Origin of the sequence: Streptomyces sp. NPDC087844, from assembly GCF_044742785.1 — a bacterium.
Taxonomy (GTDB): Bacteria; Actinomycetota; Actinomycetes; order Streptomycetales; family Streptomycetaceae; genus Streptomyces.
On the sequence record NZ_JBIUVD010000026.1, the window covers coordinates 96,460 to 116,551 of the forward strand.

Below are 20,092 nucleotides of genomic sequence, written 5' to 3' on the forward strand. Positions count from 1 at the left end.
GATGGTTGTGCGCCTACCCCGCTCTCAGCGCCCAAGGCGCCCGCGGACCATGCCTACCATTCCGTTCAGTTCCTCGATGCGCATTCGTCGTGCCGCGACGAAGAAGACACCGAGCAGTACGACACCACCGCAGAGCAGGGCGACGAGCGAGCCGCCGACGCCCTGTCCCAGCGACTTACTGATTCCGTAGCAGGCCGCGCCGCTGAGCAGCGCGGCCGGTACCGCGGCGATCGCGAGCCGTGCGTAGGTGCGCAGGACACGGCCACCGTCCAGGTCGCCGCCCAGCCGCTTGCTCAGCCGCCGCCACGCGACCCCGACACCGATGGCGTAGGCGAGACCGTACGAGGCCGCCATGCCCGCCACTGCCCAGCGCGGAGGAAGCAGAAGGAAACAGAGCGCGGAGGCACTGGCGTTGACGACGGCCACGATGACCGTGTTGTAGAAGGGCGTGCGGGTGTCCTCGTACGCGTAGAAGGCACGCAGCACGACGTACTGGACCGAGTAGGGGATCAGGCCGAGGCCGAAGGCCATCAGCATGTAACCCATGTTCGTTGCATCGCTGGTCCCGGAAGCGCCGAACATCAGCGTGCACATCGGGATGCCGAGTGCGACGAAGCCGAAGGAGATCGGCACGATCGCCACGGCTGTCGTGCGCAGTCCCTGGGAGATGTCGTCGCGCACGGCCCCGGTGTCGCCCTCGTGGGCCGAGCGCGCGAGCCGCGGCAGCAGGGCCGCCATCAGGGAGACCGTGATGATGGCCTGTGGGAGACCCCAGATGAGCTGGGCGTTGGCGTAGGCGGCGAAGCCGGTACCGCCGACCCCTGAGTCCTTGCCCGACGCGGTGGACAGCTGGGTCACCACGATCGCGCCCGCCTGGTTGGCGAGGACGAAGAGCACGGTCCACTTGGCGAGCATCGCCGCCTTGCCGAGTCCGTGGCCCTTCCAGTCGAAGCGCAGCCGCAGCCGGAATCCGGTCTCGCGGAGGTACGGGATCATCGCCAGAGCCTGGATGACGAGACCGAGCAGGACACCGATGCCGAGCAGCCGCTCGCCTTCCGGCGGGATGGTCGTTACCTTCATGCCGGAGCTGCCCGCGGTCCCGTACACCCAGATGAACAGGCCGAGCGTCACGATGATGACGATGTTGTTGAGGACCGGGGTCCACATCATCGCGCCGAACTTCCCTCGCGCGTTGAGGATCTGACCCATCACCACGTGGATGCCCATGAAGAAGATCGTGGGCAGGAAGTAGCGGGCGAAGGTGATGGCGACGTCGTTGGCCGCCGCGTTGCCTGCCACAGGTGCCGACAGCGCGCGTACCAGGAGCGGCGCGGCGAGTACCGCGAGCGCGGTGAGTGCGCCGAGAACCACGATGACGAGGGTCAGCAGCCGGTTGGCGTATGCCTCACCGCCGTCCTCGTCGTCCTTCATGGCGCGCACCAACTGCGGTACGAAGACGGAGTTGAGGCCGCCGCCGACGGTGAGGATGTAGATCATCGTCGGCAGCTGGTACGCGACCTGGAAGGTGTCACCGAGGAGGCTGACGCCCAGAGCCGCGACGATCAGTGCGGAGCGGATGAAGCCGGTGAGGCGGGAGACCATGGTCCCGGCCGCCATCACGGCGCTCGACTTCAGCAGACTCGACGCGCGGCCCCCGGACTTCTTGGCGGGAGCGGGAGCGGGAGCGGGAGCGGGAGCGGGAGGCGCAGCGGCGGCCGGAGCCGGTTCCTGGGCCGGCGGGGGCACGCTGGGCGGCCCGGCGGGAGGCTGAGCGCCGCCCTGCTGCTGGTCCCGGAAGAGGTGAGCGAACGCGTCCGGCTCGTGCCGCTCCTCGCCGGCCTGGGTCACCAGGTCGTCCACGCCCACGAACTGCGTCGTACGGGGATCGTCCCCGTAGGGCAGGTACTGCGTGGGCCCTTCCGGCTCGGGCGCCGGGGTCTGTGCCCACACCCGGGGGTCGGGGGCGTACGGGGACTGGGGCGGCTGGGCGTAGAGGGGTGGCTGGGCCTGGTACGTGCCGGGCGGCGGCGGAGGATGCGCGGCACGGTCGTAGAGGGCCTCCGTGACAGGGTCCTGGGCGGACAGGTCCTGGGCCCGGTAGGGGTCCTGGTCGTAGGCGTCCTGGAAGTACACCTCGGCCGCGGGCTGCGGAGGCACCTCGCCAGGATCCGGCGGGCCCTGCGGCGGGCCGTCGGGGTGGCCGGAGCCTCCCGCGCCCTGACCGCGGTCACCGTCGTACGGCGCGTTCATGGTTACCCCACCTCATCGTCCCGGGCCCACCGGCCACGACATCGCTCAACGGTCCACTCTCTCACCCGTGCCGGACGGGTCGGTGACTCCCGGTGCGGTGTCCGGTGAAGGGTCACTCGGGTGCTCCGGGTCGGGTGCGCTCGACCCGGTCGTGGACGCCCGGTCGCGGTCGTCCGTCGTCTCGTCCGCGCTCTCCGCGTCGGCGTCATCCGCGGCGGTGGCGGGGGTGTGCTCCGCGGAATCGTCCGTGGGGACGGCGTCCGCTTCCAGCGCGGCCTGGCGGGCGGCCTCCCGCTTGCGCTGCGTGTACATCCGGAACCCGGCGAGCACGAGCAGCAGGACTCCGCCGGCGATGACCAGCATCACCGTGGCCGTGATCTCGGTGACCTTCACGTCGAACGCGACCGCGGGTCCGTACGCCTGGCCGTCCTCGGTGTACAGCTGGGCGATCACCCCGGCCCGGCCGTTCGCGTGGGCGTTGGTGGTGAACTTCACCGACTGGCTGTGCCCGCCCGCGACCGCGACCCGCTGCTCCTGGAAGGCACCGTCGCCGATGCTGAGGCGGCTCGGCTGTGTGGAGGTGAGACGCAGCACCAGGTGGTCGACGCCCTGGACGAGGTTGTTCTGCACGGTGACCGGGATCGTGGCGCTGCGGCCCGAGAGCTTGGCCTCGGACTTGTCGATCAGCCCGACGCCCTCGGTGAGGCCGATGAGGTAGTTCAGCACACCGTCGCGGTACACCGTCGCCTCGACGGCACGGCCGCGCCAGGAGGTGGACATCGACCGGTCCATGGCCCGCCCGAAGGGGGTGACCACCCGGGACTTGTCGGCGAGGATCACCTGGAAGCTGTTGAGCTTCTTCTGCGTCTCCTCGATCCGCGTGAAGGCCTCCTGCGGCAGCTCCTGCTTGGTCAGCGAGGAGGGGTACACGGACGCCGACGGCACCCGGGTGGTGGCGCCCGCGTCCGGCTTGGCCTTGGTGGCCGCGGACAACTCGGCGGACTCCGACCAGTTCCCGTCCTGGAGCGCTGTCAGTGCCTGCGCCATCGTCTGGGCCTGGCTGGCGGTCGGCATGCGCTGCGGGGTGATCACGACGCTGCGCTGCTTGTCCGGAGCCTGGCGGGTGAGCATCAGGCTCTGGGCGAGAAACCGCTGCACGGCGAGCGTGGAGTTGCCGGCCACCGTCATGTCGCCCTGGAAAGCCGTCGACAGACGGGCGTCCGCGACGACCGCCGTGGTGCCGCCGCCGATCGGCCGGGCCGCCGAGGGCGTGTACGGGAGGGCGCCGGTCTCTTGAAGGCTGTCGCTGCGGGAGAGCACCGTGTCGGCGCCGGCCGAGGTCGCCACCTTGACGATCGACGGGTCGATCGCTCCGCTCACGGGCCAGGCGTACTCCGTGCTGGGGGTCACGTGGAGGACCGATTCCACGGTGATCGCGGCCGCGGTGGTGGCGTCCTTGAGATGGCTCAGGGACCCGGTCACCTTCGTGCCGTGGTGAGCCAGGGACGCCAGGTCCGGGTCGGCGAAGGGGAGAGCGACGACTTCCTCGCCCTCGACCTCCTTCTCCAGCTTGCTGAGCCACTGCTTGGCCACCGACTGGTGCGTGCCGGCCGTGGTCGTCGTGCTGGAGCCGTTCACCTGGACCCGGTAGCTGCGGGTCATGGCGTCGACAGAGGCGAGCAGGTCCGGGTCGATGACCCAGGTGATGTCGAGGTCCTTGCCGAGGCTGAGGAGTTGTTCCAGACGGCCACCGGGGGAGAGTTCGGCGGCCAGGGCGTCGTCGTCCGCGAAGACGGGGGTCTGCTGCTCGTTCGAACCCGTCTCGGCCGTCATGTGGGAGGTCGAGATCAACGGCCAGAGGTAGGTGGTCCTGGTCTTCGTGTCCGCGGCTTCCGGCTGCCACGGGAGGAAGGTCCGCTCGATACCGAGGATCTGGTCGTACGCCGCGGCGGTGGTCCGGCCGGTGAGCGTGACACCGAGCTGGTAGACGCCGTCGGAGCCGAGGTCCAGCTTGTCGACGGGGACGGAGATGCTGAACGTCTGCGGGACGCCTGGGGCGAGCCTCGCGAACTTGGCCACGTACTTGCCGCCGACCTCCGTGCCCGCGTAGGGGTTGGTCTTCGCGGCGTCGTCGATGGCCGAGCGGCCGTCCAGCGTCGGGCCCACCCGCAGTCCGACGTGCGCGGCGGTGACCGCCTGCTTGCCCTTGTTGACGATCCTGCCGGAGACGGTGAGCGTGTCACCGTCGGAGGGGATGTTGGGGCTGAGTGAGTCCAGCGAGACGGCGACCGTACGGGAGCCGGTGGCCTCGGCCGCGGCGCTGGGCTCGGCGGCATACGAGGACGAAGAAATGGGCAGCTGTAGGACGCCGGCCAGCAGAGGCGCCCCGGCGAGCAGTGCTCCCGTGCGCCGAAGCCACCGGCGGGCAGGTGAGGGACTGGTCCCCTGGAAGTCTGCCGCCTCGGCCACGCGCTCGCCCGTCCCTCGTCGTCAGTGGTCGTCGGAATGTGCGTCCACGCATGGTAACGATGCGCGCCGAGGGTAAGTGCCGCGGTCCGCTCCACAAGATCGGAAGCAGAGACCCGACTGTCCCTCTATGTGGCTGTATCTAGGTCAGTGTCCCCACCCTGGACAAGGAGAAGGACCTGTGCGCTTTTAATGAAGGCGCCCGCAAGCATCGGGGCCACGTAACCTTTTCTGTTGTGTCGAACGCCAACGAAGACAGTCCCAGTGCACTGAGTCAGGTGCAGAGCCGCGCGGTGAGCGAGCTGCTGCGGGTGTCCCCCGTCGCCGATGAGCTGGCCCGCCGTTTTCAGGAGGCCGGGTTCTCCCTCGCCCTCGTCGGCGGCTCGGTCCGGGACGCCCTGCTCGGCCGGCTCGGCAACGACCTGGACTTCACGACCGACGCCCGCCCCGAGGACGTACTGAAGATCATGCGGCCCTGGGCCGACTCCCTGTGGGAGGTCGGCATCGCCTTCGGCACGGTGGGGGCGCAGAAGGACGCGCGCGTCGGTGAAGTCGTACAGAGCTTCGAGATCGAGGTGACGACGTACCGCTCCGAGGCGTACGACCGGTCCTCGCGCAAGCCCGAGGTGTCCTACGGAGACTCCATCGAGGAAGACCTGGTCCGCCGTGACTTCACGGTGAACGCGATGGCCGTGTCGCTACCCGAGAAGAGGTTCATCGATCCGCACGGCGGGCTCGGTGATCTCGCCGCCCGTGTCCTGCGGACTCCGGGAACCCCCGAGTCGTCCTTCTCCGACGATCCGCTGCGGATGATGCGGGCGGCGCGCTTCGGGGCGCAGCTCGACTTCGAGGTGGCGCCGGAGGTCGTCGCGGCGATGAAGGCCATGGCCGACCGCATCGAGATCGTGTCGGCCGAGCGCGTGCGCGAGGAACTGAACAAGCTGATCCTCTCCGCGTACCCGCGCAAGGGACTGACGCTGCTCGTCGACACAGGGCTCGCCGACCGCGTGCTTCCCGAGCTGCCCGCGTTGCGTCTGGAGCGGGACGAGCACCACCGGCACAAGGACGTCTACGACCACTCGCTGATCGTCCTGGAACAGGCGATGGCGCTGGAGGAGAACGGCCCGGACCTCACCCTGCGGCTGGCCGCGTTGCTGCACGACATCGGTAAGCCGCAGACGCGTCGCTTCGAGGAGGACGGGCGGGTCTCCTTCCACCACCACGAGGTGGTGGGGGCCAAGATGACCAAGAAGCGGATGACCGCGCTCAAGTACTCCAACGAGCTGGTGAAGGATGTCTCGCGCCTGGTCGAGCTGCACCTGCGCTTCCACGGTTATGGCGCCGGGGAGTGGACCGACTCGGCTGTCCGCCGTTATGTCCGTGACGCGGGACCGCTCCTCGACCGGCTCCATAAGCTGACTCGCTCCGACTGCACTACACGGAACAAGCGCAAGGCCACCGCCCTCTTCCGTGCCTACGACGGTCTGGAGGAGCGCGTCGCCCAGCTTCAGGAGCAGGAGGAGCTGGACGCGATCCGTCCCGACCTCGACGGCAACCAGATCATGAAGGTCCTGGACATCGGGCCGGGCCCTGCCATCGGTCAGGCCTACAAGTTCCTGCTGGAACTGCGTCTGGAGAACGGGCCGGTGGAGTACGACGCCGCGGTGGCGGCCCTCAAGGAGTGGTGGGCGAAGCAGAACTGAGAACGCGAGCGGCCGGGGTGATGTTTCACGTGAAACATCACCCCGGCCGGCAGGGCGGGTTATTCCGAGGGGCCGTGTTTGACGGTGAACAAAGGCCCGCGCCCGATCAACCGGGCGTTCATGTTGGAGGAGTACTCCGACAGGCAGAGGGTGAAGTCACTGCTGCTGCCGGTCTCGGTGTACTCGGCGTACTTGGTGCGGTCGCAGCCAGAGTCATCGCTCTTCTTCTGCTCGACCTTGTACGCGGCCTTGGAGTTGCCGCAGTCCACGACCTCAAGCTCCGGGTCGGTGGTGCTCTTCGGGTTGCCGATGCTCATGCAGTCGCCGACCTTGGCGCTCGATGCATCGTCACGGCTCGCCAGCCAGCCGCCGACGACGACTATGAGGACGACGACGGGGATGGCGAAACGCAGGTACTTCTTGAGGTTGCGCTTCGGCGGCTCGGGCGGGACCGGGGCGTAGGGAGCGTTCGGCTGCTGCGGGTAGCCCTGCGGGGGCTGCTGCCCGTAGGGGTTGCCCTGGGGCGGCTGCTGCCCGGGATTCCCTTCGGCCGGCTGGCCCTGAGCGAACGGATTCTGGCCCTGCGGCGGCGGCGTGGTCACTTGGGGGTCCCCCTCGAACGTGGAGCGCGTGGCGCGAAATAAGACGCACGTAAGTTACCGGGCCCCACTGACAACTCCGTAGCCCGGAGAGTCTCTGTGTCCTTGATGTGACACTTACTGGCGCTCAAAACGGACCATAGCCGCAGCAACTGCTCCGTAGATAACGGCCACCGTGACCACAAGCGCCACGGATCGGCCGTCAGGGGGCAGCATCAGGGCGGCCACTCCCGCGGCGCCGACGAAGGCGACGTTGAACAGGACGTCGTAGACGGCGAAGATCCGGCCACGGAAGCCGTCCTCGACGGACGACTGGACGACGGTGTCCGTGGCGATCTTCGCGCCCTGAGTGGTCAGACCCAGTACGAAGGCCGCGATCAGGAGGGGGACTTCGGCGAACGACAGGCCAAGGGCCGGTTCCAGGACCGCGGCGGAAGCCGCGCAGGCGACGATCCAGCCACCGGGTCCGAGCCGGCTCGCACCCGCCGGAGTCAGCACGGCCGCGGCGAAGAAGCCCGCTCCGGAGATACCCACGGCCAGGCCGAGCAGGGCGAGCCCGTCGTCGCCGGGGCCGGACGACCAGGCGTACCGGCAGAGCATCAGCACCATGACCGTCAGCGCGCCGTAGCAGAACCGCATCAGGGTCATCGCGGCCAGCGCCCAGGCGGCCTCGCGGCGCGCGGGTTCGGCCAGGTGACGTATGCCCGCCGCCAGGCCGCGCGCCGTGCCGAGCAAGGCCGTTCTCAGCCGTGGCCGCACCGACTGCCGTTCGGGTCCCAGCAGATCCGGGGCCAGTCGCAGCGAGGCGAGAGCGGAGCACACGTACAGGGCCGCTCCCACGAGGACGACCGCCGCGTCGGAGTCGGAGCCGACGAGACGTACGACGAAGGCGAGGCCGCCGCCGAGGGTCGCGGCGAGTGTTCCGGCTGTCGGTGACAGGGAGTTGGCCATCACCAGGCGCTCGGAGTCGACCACGTGGGGCAGAGCGGCGGACAGACCCGCGAGCACGAACCGGTTCACGGCGGTCACGCACAGTGCGGAGGCGTAGAAGAGCCAGTCCGGTACACCGCTGAGCATCAGAACGGCCGTCAGGGACGCCAGAAGCGCCCGCAGCAGGTTCCCGTACAGAAAGACCTGGCGGCGTCTCCAGCGGTCCAGGAGGACGCCGGCGAAGGGGCCGACGAGGGAGTACGGGAGGAGCAGGACCGCCATCGCGGAGGCGATCGCGGCGGCGGAGGTCTGCTTCTCCGGTGAGAAGACGACGTACGTGGCGAGCGCGACCTGGTAGACCCCGTCGGCGCCCTGCGAGAGCAGCCGGACGGCGAGCAGACGCCGGAAGTTCCTGAAGCGCAGGAGTACGCGCAGGTCACTTACGACAGCCATGGGTTACAGCCTCGCACAGGCCAAGGGTCCCCGGAGCGATGCCCCGGGGACCCTCGACAGCCGTGCGTGGGACGAGCCTTTAGCGCTCGACCTCGCCCTTGATGAACTTCTCGACGTTGTCGTAGGCCTCGTCGTCGAAGTACTGGACCGGCGGGGACTTCATGAAGTAGCTCGACGCGGAGAGGATCGGGCCGCCGATGCCGCGGTCCTTGGCGATCTTCGCGGCGCGCAGGGCGTCGATGATGACACCCGCGGAGTTCGGGGAGTCCCAGACCTCCAGCTTGTACTCCAGGTTCAGCGGGACGTCACCGAAGGCGCGGCCCTCAAGGCGGACGTACGCCCACTTGCGGTCGTCGAGCCAGGCCACGTAGTCCGAGGGACCGATGTGGACGTTCTTCGCACCCATGTCACGGTCGGGGATCTGCGAGGTGACGGCCTGCGTCTTCGAGATCTTCTTGGACTCCAGGCGGTCGCGCTCCAGCATGTTCTTGAAGTCCATGTTGCCGCCGACGTTGAGCTGCATGGTGCGCTCAAGACGGACACCGCGGTCCTCGAACAGCTTCGCCATCACGCGGTGCGTGATGGTGGCGCCGACCTGCGACTTGATGTCGTCGCCGACGATCGGGACGCCCGCCTCGGTGAACTTGTCCGCCCACTCCTTGGTGCCGGCGATGAAGACCGGCAGAGCGTTGACGAACGCGACCTTGGCGTCGATGGCGCACTGGGCGTAGAACTTCGCCGCGTCCTCGGAACCGACGGGCAGGTAGCAGATGAGGACGTCCACCTGCTTGTCCTTGAGAACCTTGATGACGTCGACCGGGGCCTCGGTCGACTCCTCGATGGTCTCGCGGTAGTACTTGCCGAGCCCGTCATGGGTGTGGCCGCGCTGGACCGTGACGCCCCTGTTCGGGACGTCGCAGATCTTGATGGTGTTGTTCTCGCTGGCGCCGATGGCGTCCGAGAGGTCGAGGCCTACCTTCTTCGCGTCGACGTCGAAGGCGGCGACGAACTCGACGTCACCCACGTGGTACTCGCCGAACTTGACATGCATCAGACCCGGCACCTTGGACGCCGGATCGGCGTCCTTGTAGTACTCGACGCCCTGAACCAGCGAGGCGGCGCAGTTGCCCACGCCGACGATGGCTACGCGAACCGAACCCATTCCGGTTGCTCCCTGTGTGTACTCGGTGAAGCCCTGAGAGGCCTTCACGTGGCAGTGTCATCGGACGGATCCGGCCCGGGGGTGACCCCGGGCCGGGGCAGGCCGCCCGACTCCCCAGATGTGTTGTCCTGCTGAGCGGAGCCGTCAGGCCCGGGACGCCGATGGTCCCGTCCCGCCCGCTCGCTCTCGATGAGCTCGTTCAGCCAGCGCACTTCGCGCTCCACGGACTCCATTCCGTGGCGCTGGAGCTCAAGCGTGTAGTCGTCGAGTCGCTCCCGGGTGCGTGCCAGCGAGGCGCGCATCTTCTCCAGGCGCTCTTCGAGACGGCTGCGGCGGCCTTCGAGGACCCGCATCCGTACATCCCGTGACGTCTGTCCGAAGAAGGCGAAACGAGCGGCGAAATGTTCGTCCTCGTACGCGTCGGGACCCGTCTGCGAGAGGAGGTCCTCGAAGTGTTCCTTACCTTCCGCCGTCAACCGATAGACGATCTTGGCGCGGCGTCCTGTGAGCGGCGCCGCGAGGGCGTCCTCGGAGGTGTTCCCCGGCTCCTCGATCAACCAGCCGTTGGCGACCAGCGTCTTGAGGCAGGGGTAGAGCGTCCCGTAGCTGAACGCACGGAACACACCCAGTGACGTGTTGAGACGTTTGCGCAGCTCATAGCCGTGCATCGGGGACTCGCGGAGAAGGCCGAGGACGGCGAACTCAAGGATTCCGGAACGCCGGCTCATCGTCGCCTCCTCTCTGCCGCGGCCGTGCCGTGACGGTCTTTATGCCGAGCTGATGTATCGACTCGATACATCAGCACGATAGGTCGGTCCTCTCCCTGCGGCAAGAGGGGGCACGGTGAACGGCGTCACATCACTGATTCGTAGGGAGCAAGTTGCCTGGTTTGGGGTGAACTTCGGTGCTAGGCAGGTTTTGACGGTGCGTAGTCTGTCCGCCATGCAACCCACCGGGAACCGAGTGACGCCTGGGGACGTCCTTGTCCTCGGTGCAGTACGGATGAATGTAAAAACGACCGCATCCGTACTTCGGGGGGACCGGAAACCAGCCGCCGTTTCCAGGTGCGCTCAGGTGCGCCTGCCCGAGGAGTAATCGTTCGATGAGCGAGCACCGTCGCAAATCGCCGCAGCCGCAGGGTGGCGGACGTGCCGCGGCCCGACGCGGCCAGACCGGCTCGTCCTCCGGCCGCCGTGCGGCACCGCGAGACGCAACCGAGTCTCCTTCCGACTCATACGACTCGGGGGGTGAGGAACGCCCGTTCGGCAGTCGCGCCGAGGCCCGGCGGGCGTCACAGAAGAACAGCAGCGGCGCCGGTCGACGCAGAGCGGCCGACGGCGCGGGGCAGGGAGGCCAGGGCGATGGCGGCCGACGAGGCGGCCCCGGCGGGCCCACCGGGCCCGGCCGGGGGCGCGGACGTGGGTCCGTACCGCCGAAGAAGCGGATCATCGACTACCCGCGCGCGGGCAAGTACGGGGCGGCACGTTGGATGCCGTCCTGGAAGCTGGTGACGGGACTGGTCATCGGCTTCTTCGGCAGCATGATGGCGGTCGCGGGATTCGCGTACGCGCTGGTGGGTCTGCCGGACGTCGCCAAGACGGCGGAGGCGCAGAACAACGTCTACTACTGGGCCGACGGCACGCAGATGGTCGCCACCGGTGGTGAGACGAACCGGCAGATCATCGACTACTCCCGGATTCCCAAGGAGATGCGCTACGCCGTCATCTCGGCCGAGAACAAGACGTTCGAGAACGACCGGGGCGTCGACCCCATGGGTATCGGCCGGGCCCTGTTCAACATGGCCAAGGGCGGTCAGACCCAGGGTGGGTCCACGATCACCCAGCAGTACGTGAAGAACGCCATGCTGGAGGACCAGTCGCAGACGATCTCCCGGAAGTTCAAGGAGCTCTTCGTCTCCATCAAGGTCGGCGCCAATGTCGAAAAAGAAGACATCATGGCCGGCTATCTGAACTCGGCCTACTACGGCCGCGGGGCCTACGGAATCCAGGCTGCCGCGCGTACGTACTTCGACAAGGACGCCGAGGACCTCAACCCGAGCCAGTGCGCCTTCCTGGCGGCGGTGCTCAAGGGCGCCACGTACTACGACCCGGCGGGCGCGGAGTCGATCGACCCGTCCGCCACCCCCGCGGCCAACCACGAGCGCGCAACGACCCGCTGGCGCTGGATCCTCGGCGAAATGGTCAAGGACGGGCACCTGGAGGAGTCGGTACGCAACAAGTACCCCGACTTCCCCACGCTGCAGAGCCCGCGGTCGAACGCCCAGCTGGGCGGTCAGGTCGGTTACCTGGTCGACCTCGCCAAGGCGTACATCGTCAACAACAGCGAGAAGACCGGGATCACCGAGAAGCAGCTGCGTGACGGCGGCTACGAGATTCACACGACCTTCGACAAGAAGAAGGTCGGCCAGCTCGAAGCCGCGGTGAAAAAGGTCATCAAGGAGAACATCAAGGAGAAGGAACGGCCGAAGACGGACAAGCACGTCCAGTTCGGCGGGGCCTCGGTGGACCCGGAGACCGGCGCCATCAAGGCCATCTACGGCGGTGTGGACGCGACCAAGCACTTCACCAACAACGCCGACCAGACGGGTGCCCAGGTCGGTTCGACCTTCAAGCCGTTCGTCCTCGCGGCGGCCATGAAGTGGGGCGTCCGCGATCCCGACCTGGAGCCGACCCAGGCACAGGACGAGCGCATCCAGGTCTCCCCCAAGAGTCTCTACAGCGGCAAGAACAAGCTGAAGATCGAGGACTACGACGGGACGGTCTGGAAGGACAAGGACGAGAAGGAATGGCTGCAGCGCAACGACGGCGACGAGTCGTACAACCCGCCCACCTTCCAGATCGACCTGCGTGAGGCGATGCGGGTCTCTTCCAACTCCGCCTACGTCCAGCTGGGCATGAACGTCGGCCTGGACAAGGTGCAGGAGTCCGCGGTGGACGCCGGCATCAAGGAGGACAGCCTGGCCAGCGCCAGCTTCCCGTCCTTCTCCATCGGCACCTCCGACCCGAGCGCGATCCGGATGGCCGGCGCGTACGCCACTTTCGCGGCGAGCGGCAAGCAGAGCGAGCCGTACTCGGTGGACGAGATCACCGACAAGGATGGAACGGTCTTCACGCACGAGAACGCGGCCAAGACGAAGCAGGCCTTCACGAAGAAGGTCGCCGACAACGTCACCGACGTCCTCAAGACAGTCGTCGACAAGGGCACCGGTACCGCGGCGAAGCTGACCAACCGGCCGGTGGCGGGCAAGACCGGTACGACCGACGGCAACAAGTCCGCCTGGTTCGTCGGGTACACCCCGCAGCTCTCGACCGCGATCTCCATGTACCGCCTGGACGACGACGAGTCGAACAAGAAGCGCGAGTTCCTGGAGATGTACGGAACGGGTGGCCAGGACAAGATCCACGGTGCCTCGTTCCCGGCCGAGATCTGGCACGACTACATGGAGCAGGCGCTCAAGGGCACCAAGGTCGAGCAGTTCCCGACGCCCGAACCCATCGGCACGGTCGTCAACGACGTCGTGGTCCCGACCCCGACTCCGACGCCCACCGAGACGGAGGAAGAGCAGGAGAGCCAATCGCCGACTCCCACTCCGTCGGAGACCGAGACGTCTCCCAGCCCCTCCACGAGTGAGTCCTGTGGCGCCTTCGGCCTCGGGTGCGAGGACGACGGTGGAGCCAGCACCGGCGAGACCGACACCGGCGGTACGGACGGCGGCGCGAGCCCCTCGACCTCGGAATCCGAGGAAGAGGACGACGGGAACAGCAGAGGAAACGGCAACGGCGGCCTGTTCCAGGGTTCCTCGGGCTAGCCGGTAGAAGTCCCATCGACGCGACGTGGTCGCCGGCTCCGGTCGGCGGCCACTCGCGTTTGGGGAGGTCCGGCGCCGTGGCGGGCACCTGCCGGGCCCGAACCCGCCCGCCCTCGGCGTATTCCCAGACACGTACGGCAGGATGTGCGGCATGCCCAGTGCAGAAACGACGCGCGCGAGCGTGCACGAGCCAGATCTGGTGCCGCCGACCAAGGAGGACCCGGTCGCGGCGACCGGCAGTGAACTGTTCGGCGGTCCCCTCGGGCGGCGCGCGCTGACGGGGACGTCCTGGTGGACTCCCGTACGGGTCGTCGCACTCGTCGCGATCGGCATGTTCGCCCTCGGCATGGTGCAGAAACTGCCCTGCTACGACGGTGCCTGGTTCTTCGGAGCCAGCTCCCAGTACACGCACGCCTGCTATTCGGACATCCCGCACCTCTACCAGGGGCGTGGCTTCGCCGACGGGCTCGTGCCGTACTTCGACAAGCTCGAAGGCGACATGGAGTACCTCGAATACCCGGTCCTCACCGGCGTGTTCATGGAGGTCGCCTCCTGGCTCACGCCGGGCAGCGGAAGCATCCAGGACCAGGAGCAGGTCTACTGGGTGGTCAACGCCGGGATGCTGATGGCCTGCACGGCCGTCATCGCCGTCTGCGTGACCCGCACCCACCGGCGGCGGCCCTGGGACGGCCTGCTGGTCGCTCTGGCGCCCGCCTTCGCGCTGACCGCCACCATCAACTGGGACCTCCTGGCGGTCGCTCTGACGGCCGCGGCGATGCTGATGTGGTCCCGGAGCCGCCCGCTCGCCTTCGGGCTCCTCCTGGGGCTCGCCACGGCCGCCAAGCTCTATCCCGTGCTGCTGCTGGGGCCGCTGCTCGTGCTGTGCTGGCGGGCGGGCAGATGGCGTGCCTTCGGCACCGGCCTGCTCGGCGCCGCGGGCGCCTGGCTGGTCGTGAACCTGCCGGTCATGCTCCTGGCACCCGAGGGCTGGTCGAAGTTCTACACGTTCAGCCAGGAACGCGGAGTCGACTTCGGCTCCTTCTGGCTGATCCTCTCCCAGCGCGGTGACACGCCGCTCGACACGGACACCGTCAACACGTGGGCTTCGGTACTGATGCTGATGTCCTGCGCGGGCGTCGCGGCACTTACGCTGGTCGCTCCGCGCCGGCCCCGCTTCGCACAGCTGGCGTTCCTGATCGTCGCGGCCTTCATCCTCACCAACAAGGTCTATTCGCCGCAGTACGTACTGTGGCTGATCCCCCTCGCGGTGCTGGCCCGCCCGAAGTGGCGGGACTTCCTGGTCTGGCAGGCGTGCGAGGTCGCGTACTTCCTCGGGATCTGGATGTACCTCGCCTACACGACCAGCGGCGACGCCCACAAGGGACTGCCTCAGGAGGGCTACCAGCTGGCCATCGCCGTCCACCTCCTGGGGACGCTGTACCTCTGCGCCGTGATCGTGCGCGACATCCTCATGCCGGAACGGGACGTGGTGCGCCGCTCCGGGGACGACGATCCGTCGGGCGGTGTGCTGGACGGCGCCCAGGACGTCTTCGTCCTGGGCCCCGCGGCCCGTCCGCCCCGGCACGCGGCGCACTTCGACGGCCCGTACGTGGAGTGGGGCGGCGGCGAGGGCAGGCGCGGGAGAGATCCGAGTTCGCTCTGAGCGAACTCGGAGTAGAGCAGGAGCAGGAGCAGGAGCAGGCGCAGGCATACGAAAGGCCGTACACGGAGTCCGTGTACGGCCTTTCACCTGTGTGCGGGTCCGGCGTGGGCGCTGTGCGGTCAGCGCTCGACGACGCGGTCGTACTGCGTGGTGGTGTGCCGCAGATGGGCCACCAGTTCCTCGCCGACCTTCGGCTCTGGAGCGTCCGAGGGCACGAAGAGGATCGAGACCTGCATGTGCGGGGGCTCCGCGAACCAGCGCTGCTTGCCGCCCCAGACGAACGGCGAGAGGTTCCGGTTGACCGTGGCGAGGCCGGCCCGGGCGACGCCCTTGGCGCGCGGCATGACGCCGTGCAGGGCCTTGGGGGCCTCCAGGCCCACCCCGTGCGACGTACCGCCCGCCACGACGACCAGCCAGCCGTCCGAGGCGACCTTCTGCTGCCGGTAGCCGAAACGGTCGCCCTTGGCGACGGGAGAGACGTCCAGGACCGCTCCGCGGTACTCGGTCGCGTCGTGGTCCCCCAGCCACAGCCGCGTGCCGATACGGGCCCGGAAGCGGGTCTGCGGGAACTGCTGCTGCAGCCGGGCGAGCTCGTCGGCCTTGAGATGGCTGACGAACATCGTGTGCAGCGGCAGTCGTGCCGCACGCAGCCGGTCCATCCAGCCGATGACCTCCTCGACGGCGTCCGAGCCGTCGGTACGGTCCAGGGGCAGGTGGATGGCGAAGCCCTCCAGCCGCACGTTCTCTATGGCGGCGTGCAGCTGGGGCAGATCCCGCTCGCTCACCCCGTGCCGCTTCATGGAGGACATGACCTCGATGACGACACGGGCGCCCACGAGGCCGTAGACACCGTCGACCGACGAGACGGACCGGATGACGCGGTCGGGCAGCGGTACGGGCTCCTCGCCCCGCCTGAACGGCGTCAGCACCAGAAGGTCGCCGCCGAACCAGTCCTTGATCCGCGCCGCCTCGTAGGTCGTGCCGACGGCCAGGACGTCCGAGCCCAGGCGGGTGGCCTCGTCGGCGAGCCGCTCGTGGCCGAAGCCGTAGCCGTTGCCCTTGCAGACGGGGACGAGTCCCGGGAACTGCTCGGACACGTGCTTGTGGTGCGCCCGCCAGCGTGCGGTGTCGACGTAGAGCGTGAGCGCCATGGCCGGACCTGGAACCTTTCTCGTGGCAGCGGTGTAGCAGCGTGTGTCGGAGGTACGAAGACGAATTCTGGTGCGTCAGCGGCGCGACATGTAGATGTCGAGCGCCTTGTGGAGCAGTTTGTTGAGCGGGAAGTCCCACTCCCCGAGGTATTCGGCGGCCTGCCCGCCCGTACCCACTTTGAACTGGATGAGACCGAAAAGGTGATCGGTCTCGTCCAGCGAGTCCGAGATGCCACGCAGGTCGTAGACGGTGGCGCCGAGCGCGTAGGCGTCGCGCAGCATCCGCCACTGCATCGCGTTCGAGGGCCGGACCTCCCGGCCGATGTTGTCGGAGGCGCCGTAGGAGTACCAGACGTGCCCACCGACGACCAGCATCGTCGCTGCGGAGAGGTTCACACCCTCGTGCCGGGCGAAGTACAGCCGCATGCGGTTGGGGTCCTCGGTGTTGAGGGCCGTCCACATGCGCTGGAAGTACGCAAGCGGCCGGGGCCGGAAGTGATCGCGCAGAGCCGTGATCTCGTAGAGGCGCTGCCACTCCTCCAGGTCCTGGTAACCGCCCTGGACGACCTCGACGCCGGCCTTCTCGGCCTTCTTGATGTTGCGCCGCCAGAGCTGGTTGAAGCCCTTGTGGACGTCCTCAAGCGACCGGTTGGCCAGCGGCACCTGGTAGACGTAGCGCGGCTGTACGTCGCCGAAGCCGGCCCCGCCGTCCTCGCCCTGCTGCCAGCCCATGCGCCGGAGTCTGTCGGCGACCTCGAAGGCGCGCGGTTCGATGAAGTCGGCCTCGATGTCGCGCAGGCGCTTCACGTCCGGGTCCTGGATGCCCCTCTTGATCGAAGTGGCCTCCCAGCGCCGGATGATCACCGGCGGGCCCATCTTCACGGAGAAGGCGCCCTGCTGCTTGAGATGCGCGAGCATCGGATCCAGCCACTCGGTCAGATTCGGCGCGAACCAGTTGATGACCGGGCCCTCGGGCAGATAGGCGAGATAACGCTTGATCTTGGGCAGCTGGCGGTACAGCACCAGGCCCGCACCGACGATCTCGCCGGACCTGTCGTCGAACCATCCGAGGCTCTCGGAGCGCCACTCCGCCTTGACATCTGCCCAGGCGGGGACCTGCATGTGGCTGGCCGCGGGCAGGTTCTGGAGGTACGCCAGATGCTGCTCGCGGCTGATGGTCCTCAGGGTCAGGCTCATTCGGGGTGCTCCTCGGCTGGTGTGTCCCCATGGGTACAGGGGCTCCGGCTCTCGCGCCGAAGCCTACTGCGCCCTGCGAGCGCCTCGTCTGGCCGTATGCGTCCCGGGCCCCGGCCGGTGTGCGGCCGCGCTGCCCGGATGTGGTCGGCCGCCGGGCCGGAGCCGGGCGGGCCGGGAAGTCGGGAGTCGGGAGAGCCGGGAGTCGGGACCGGCGGCCCCGGGGACAGCCGACTCCCGGCCGCAGTCAGCCGATGACACCGCCGAAGAGGCCGCCGTGTGCCATGCCGAGGAGGAAACCGACAGCAGAGGCACCCAGACCGAGGATCAGCCCGAATCGTTCCCGGGTGGTCTCGGAGACGAACTGCCCGTACGCGCCGGTGATGATGCCGATCAGCCCCGCCCACGAACTGAGCAGATGGAGGCTGTGGAACATCGCGGAGACGAAGGCCGTCACTCCGAGGACCAGCGTCACGGCGAGCAGCGTGTCCTGGAGCGGATGGGGCTTGTGGTCGGTGGCGAAGAGAGAACCGGCGGTGTTGGGTCGCAATGTCTGTGCCATCTGGCACCTCCTGCGGAAGGTGGCGCATCGTAGCGCCATACACACCCGATGGGTACAGACTGACGGTCACCGGGCCCGGATTTCAACCGGAAGCCGTTGTGCGGGTAGTCTGTAGCGTCTGCACCGGTGTCTGCCCACGTCACGGCATGGTCCCCCGCTCAGTTCACTGATCGGCGGCCCGATTGTCAGTGGCTGCCGATACCGTTGCGAACGCATTACAACCCTCCTGCCACGGAACGACCGTGGCCGCTGAGTCCAAAGGAGGTGGGTTACATATGCGTCACTACGAAGTCATGGTCATCCTCGACCCCGATCTCGAAGAGCGTGCTGTCTCGCCGCTGATCGAGAACTTCCTCTCCGTCGTCCGTGAGGCGAACGGAAAGGTCGAGAAGGTCGACACCTGGGGTCGTCGTCGTCTCGCGTACGAGATCAAGAAGAAGCCCGAGGGCATCTACTCGGTCATCGACCTGCAGGCCGAGCCTGCGGTCGTCAAGGAACTCGACCGCCAGATGAACCTGAACGAGTCGGTCCTTCGGACCAAGGTCCTCCGTCCCGAGACCCACTGAGCTTCCAGTTCAGCGGTGCTTGAGATCCGAGTAGCAGCACACCCGCAGCAAAACCGTCGAGAGGTTCCTCCATGGCAGGCGAGACCGTCATCACCGTCGTCGGAAACCTGACCGACGATCCGGAGCTGCGCTTCACTCCGTCCGGCGCAGCCGTCGCGAACTTCACGATCGCGTCGACGCCTCGAACGTTCGACCGCCAGACCAATGAGTGGAAGGACGGCGACGCGCTGTTCCTCCGCGCGTCGATCTGGCGCCAGGCCGCAGAGCATGTCGCTGAATCGCTGACGCGCGGTATGCGCGTCGTCGCTCAGGGGCGACTGCGGCAGCGTTCGTACGAGACCCAGCAGGGCGAGAAGCGGACAGTCGTGGAGCTTGAGGTCGACGAGATCGGCCCCTCGCTGCGCTATGCCACTGCCAAGGTCGCCAAGGCCCCCGGTGGTCGTGGCGGCGGGCAGGGTGGCAGCGGCGGCTTCGGAGGCGGCCAGCAGGGTGGCGGCCAGCAGGGTGGCGGCGGCTGGAGCGGAAACTCCGGCGGCGGTCAGCAGCAGGGTGGCGGCGGTGCTCCCGCCGATGATCCCTGGGCGACCAGCGCCCCTGCCGGCGGCGGCAGCCCGGCCGCCGGCAGTGGTGGCGGCGGAGGTGGCTGGGGCGGAAACTCCGGCGGTTCCGGCGGTTCCGGTGGCGGCTACTCGGACGAGCCCCCCTTCTAGGCCCAGGGCCGAAGAGGGTGGGCCGTACCCACACTTCTTGATCAAACAGGAGAGACACACATGGCGAAGCCGCCTGTGCGCAAGCCTAAGAAAAAGGTCTGCGCATTCTGCAAGGACAAGGTCACGTACGTGGACTACAAGGACACGAACATGCTGCGGAAGTTCATTTCCGACCGCGGCAAGATCCGTGCCCGCCGCGTGACCGGCAACTGCACTCAGCACCAGCGTGACGTCGCCACGGCCGTGAAGAACAGCCGTGAGATGGCGCTGCTGCCCTACACCTCCACCGCGCGATAAGGGAAGGGTGACCGAAACATGAAGATCATCCTCACCCACGAGGTCTCCGGCCTCGGTGCCGCGGGCGACGTCGTCGACGTCAAGGACGGCTACGCTCGCAACTACCTGATCCCGCGGAGCTTTGCCATCCGCTGGACCAAGGGCGGCGAGAAGGACGTCGAGCAGATCCGTCGTGCTCGCAAGATCCACGAGATCGCGACGATCGAGCAGGCCAACGAGATCAAGGCGCGCCTTGAGGGCGTCAAGGTCCGTCTGGCCGTTCGCTCCGGCGACGCCGGCCGTCTCTTCGGTTCCGTCACCCCGGCCGACGTCGCTTCGGCGATCAAGGCTTCCGGTGGCCCCGAGGTCGACAAGCGCCGCATCGAGCTGGGCTCGCCGATCAAGACGCTGGGCGCTCACGAGACGTCCGTGCGTCTGCACCCCGAGGTGGCCGCCAAGGTCAGCGTCGAGGTTGTCGCAGCCTGATCGCTGCGCTCAGCAGAGCTGAGAGAAGGGCCGCACCCTGCGTGGGTGTGGCCCTTCTTGCCGTTCTGCCATGCGGCCCCAGGCTGACGGGT

16 protein-coding genes are annotated in these 20,092 nt (G+C 67.9%); 7 read left to right on the forward strand and 9 right to left on the reverse strand.

Going from position 1 to position 20,092, the window contains the following annotated elements:
- Window positions 1-24: 24 nt before the first annotated feature.
- Window positions 25-2,250: a murein biosynthesis integral membrane protein MurJ gene (murJ, locus tag ACIOKD_RS36000; RefSeq protein WP_402092204.1), complete on the reverse strand. Its 2,226-nt coding sequence runs from the start codon at window positions 2,248-2,250 to the stop codon at window positions 25-27.
- A gap of 45 nt (window positions 2,251-2,295) precedes the next feature.
- Window positions 2,296-4,719 (reverse strand): DUF6049 family protein, encoded by a 2,424-nt coding sequence (locus ACIOKD_RS36005; RefSeq protein ID WP_402092206.1) that lies wholly within the window; start codon window positions 4,717-4,719, stop codon window positions 2,296-2,298.
- Between the two features lie 233 nt (window positions 4,720-4,952).
- Between ACIOKD_RS36005 and ACIOKD_RS36010 the strand changes: the two genes are divergently transcribed.
- On the forward strand, window positions 4,953-6,419 hold the full coding sequence (locus tag ACIOKD_RS36010; RefSeq protein ID WP_402092207.1) for a CCA tRNA nucleotidyltransferase: 1,467 nt from the start codon (window positions 4,953-4,955) through the stop codon (window positions 6,417-6,419).
- 59 nt (window positions 6,420-6,478) lie between these two features.
- Here ACIOKD_RS36010 and ACIOKD_RS36015 read toward each other — a convergent pair whose 3' ends face one another.
- The 4 genes from ACIOKD_RS36015 to ACIOKD_RS36030 all read right to left on the reverse strand — a co-directional run bounded on the left by ACIOKD_RS36015 (window position 6,479) and on the right by ACIOKD_RS36030 (window position 10,291).
- Window positions 6,479-7,021, reverse strand: coding sequence for a hypothetical protein (locus tag ACIOKD_RS36015; RefSeq protein WP_402092208.1), 543 nt, complete (start codon window positions 7,019-7,021; stop codon window positions 6,479-6,481).
- Window positions 7,022-7,135: 114 nt separating this feature from the next.
- Window positions 7,136-8,401, reverse strand: coding sequence for an MFS transporter (locus ACIOKD_RS36020; RefSeq protein WP_402092209.1), 1,266 nt, complete (start codon window positions 8,399-8,401; stop codon window positions 7,136-7,138).
- A gap of 79 nt (window positions 8,402-8,480) precedes the next feature.
- Window positions 8,481-9,563, reverse strand: a complete 1,083-nt coding sequence (locus ACIOKD_RS36025; RefSeq protein ID WP_402092210.1) for an inositol-3-phosphate synthase — start codon at window positions 9,561-9,563, stop codon at window positions 8,481-8,483.
- A gap of 44 nt (window positions 9,564-9,607) precedes the next feature.
- A complete protein-coding gene (locus ACIOKD_RS36030; RefSeq protein ID WP_402092211.1) occupies window positions 9,608-10,291 on the reverse strand; it encodes a helix-turn-helix transcriptional regulator in 684 nt (227 codons plus the stop codon).
- A 374-nt stretch (window positions 10,292-10,665) separates the two neighbouring features.
- Between ACIOKD_RS36030 and ACIOKD_RS36035 the strand changes: the two genes are divergently transcribed.
- Window positions 10,666-13,392: a transglycosylase domain-containing protein gene (locus ACIOKD_RS36035; RefSeq protein WP_402092212.1), complete on the forward strand. Its 2,727-nt coding sequence runs from the start codon at window positions 10,666-10,668 to the stop codon at window positions 13,390-13,392.
- A 142-nt stretch (window positions 13,393-13,534) separates the two neighbouring features.
- Window positions 13,535-15,055, forward strand: coding sequence for a glycosyltransferase family 87 protein (locus tag ACIOKD_RS36040; protein ID WP_402092213.1), 1,521 nt, complete (start codon window positions 13,535-13,537; stop codon window positions 15,053-15,055).
- A 119-nt stretch (window positions 15,056-15,174) separates the two neighbouring features.
- On the opposite strand, the gene ACIOKD_RS36045 is transcribed toward ACIOKD_RS36040, so the two are convergent.
- From ACIOKD_RS36045 to ACIOKD_RS36055, 3 genes are all read right to left on the reverse strand, one after another.
- Window positions 15,175-16,206 (reverse strand): alanine racemase, encoded by a 1,032-nt coding sequence (locus ACIOKD_RS36045; RefSeq protein ID WP_402092214.1) that lies wholly within the window; start codon window positions 16,204-16,206, stop codon window positions 15,175-15,177.
- Between the two features lie 75 nt (window positions 16,207-16,281).
- Window positions 16,282-17,403, reverse strand: coding sequence for a lipid II:glycine glycyltransferase FemX (locus ACIOKD_RS36050; protein ID WP_402092215.1), 1,122 nt, complete (start codon window positions 17,401-17,403; stop codon window positions 16,282-16,284).
- A 244-nt stretch (window positions 17,404-17,647) separates the two neighbouring features.
- Window positions 17,648-17,962 carry a hypothetical protein gene (locus ACIOKD_RS36055; protein WP_189771410.1) on the reverse strand — a complete coding sequence of 105 codons (315 nt, stop codon included), beginning with the start codon at window positions 17,960-17,962 and terminating at the stop codon, window positions 17,648-17,650.
- 275 nt (window positions 17,963-18,237) lie between these two features.
- Between ACIOKD_RS36055 and rpsF the strand changes: the two genes are divergently transcribed.
- The 4 genes from rpsF to rplI all read left to right on the forward strand — a co-directional run bounded on the left by rpsF (window position 18,238) and on the right by rplI (window position 20,000).
- Complete coding sequence (rpsF, locus tag ACIOKD_RS36060) at window positions 18,238-18,528, forward strand: 30S ribosomal protein S6 (RefSeq protein WP_028804085.1); 291 nt, start codon at window positions 18,238-18,240, stop codon at window positions 18,526-18,528.
- A 71-nt stretch (window positions 18,529-18,599) separates the two neighbouring features.
- Window positions 18,600-19,238: a single-stranded DNA-binding protein gene (locus ACIOKD_RS36065; protein WP_402092216.1), complete on the forward strand. Its 639-nt coding sequence runs from the start codon at window positions 18,600-18,602 to the stop codon at window positions 19,236-19,238.
- 60 nt (window positions 19,239-19,298) lie between these two features.
- The gene (rpsR, locus tag ACIOKD_RS36070; protein WP_003949403.1) at window positions 19,299-19,535 is read left to right on the forward strand and encodes a 30S ribosomal protein S18; all 237 of its coding nucleotides are present in this window, start codon (window positions 19,299-19,301) and stop codon (window positions 19,533-19,535) included.
- Between the two features lie 18 nt (window positions 19,536-19,553).
- The gene (gene rplI, locus ACIOKD_RS36075) at window positions 19,554-20,000 is read left to right on the forward strand and encodes a 50S ribosomal protein L9 (protein ID WP_402092217.1); all 447 of its coding nucleotides are present in this window, start codon (window positions 19,554-19,556) and stop codon (window positions 19,998-20,000) included.
- Window positions 20,001-20,092: the final 92 nt, after the last annotated feature.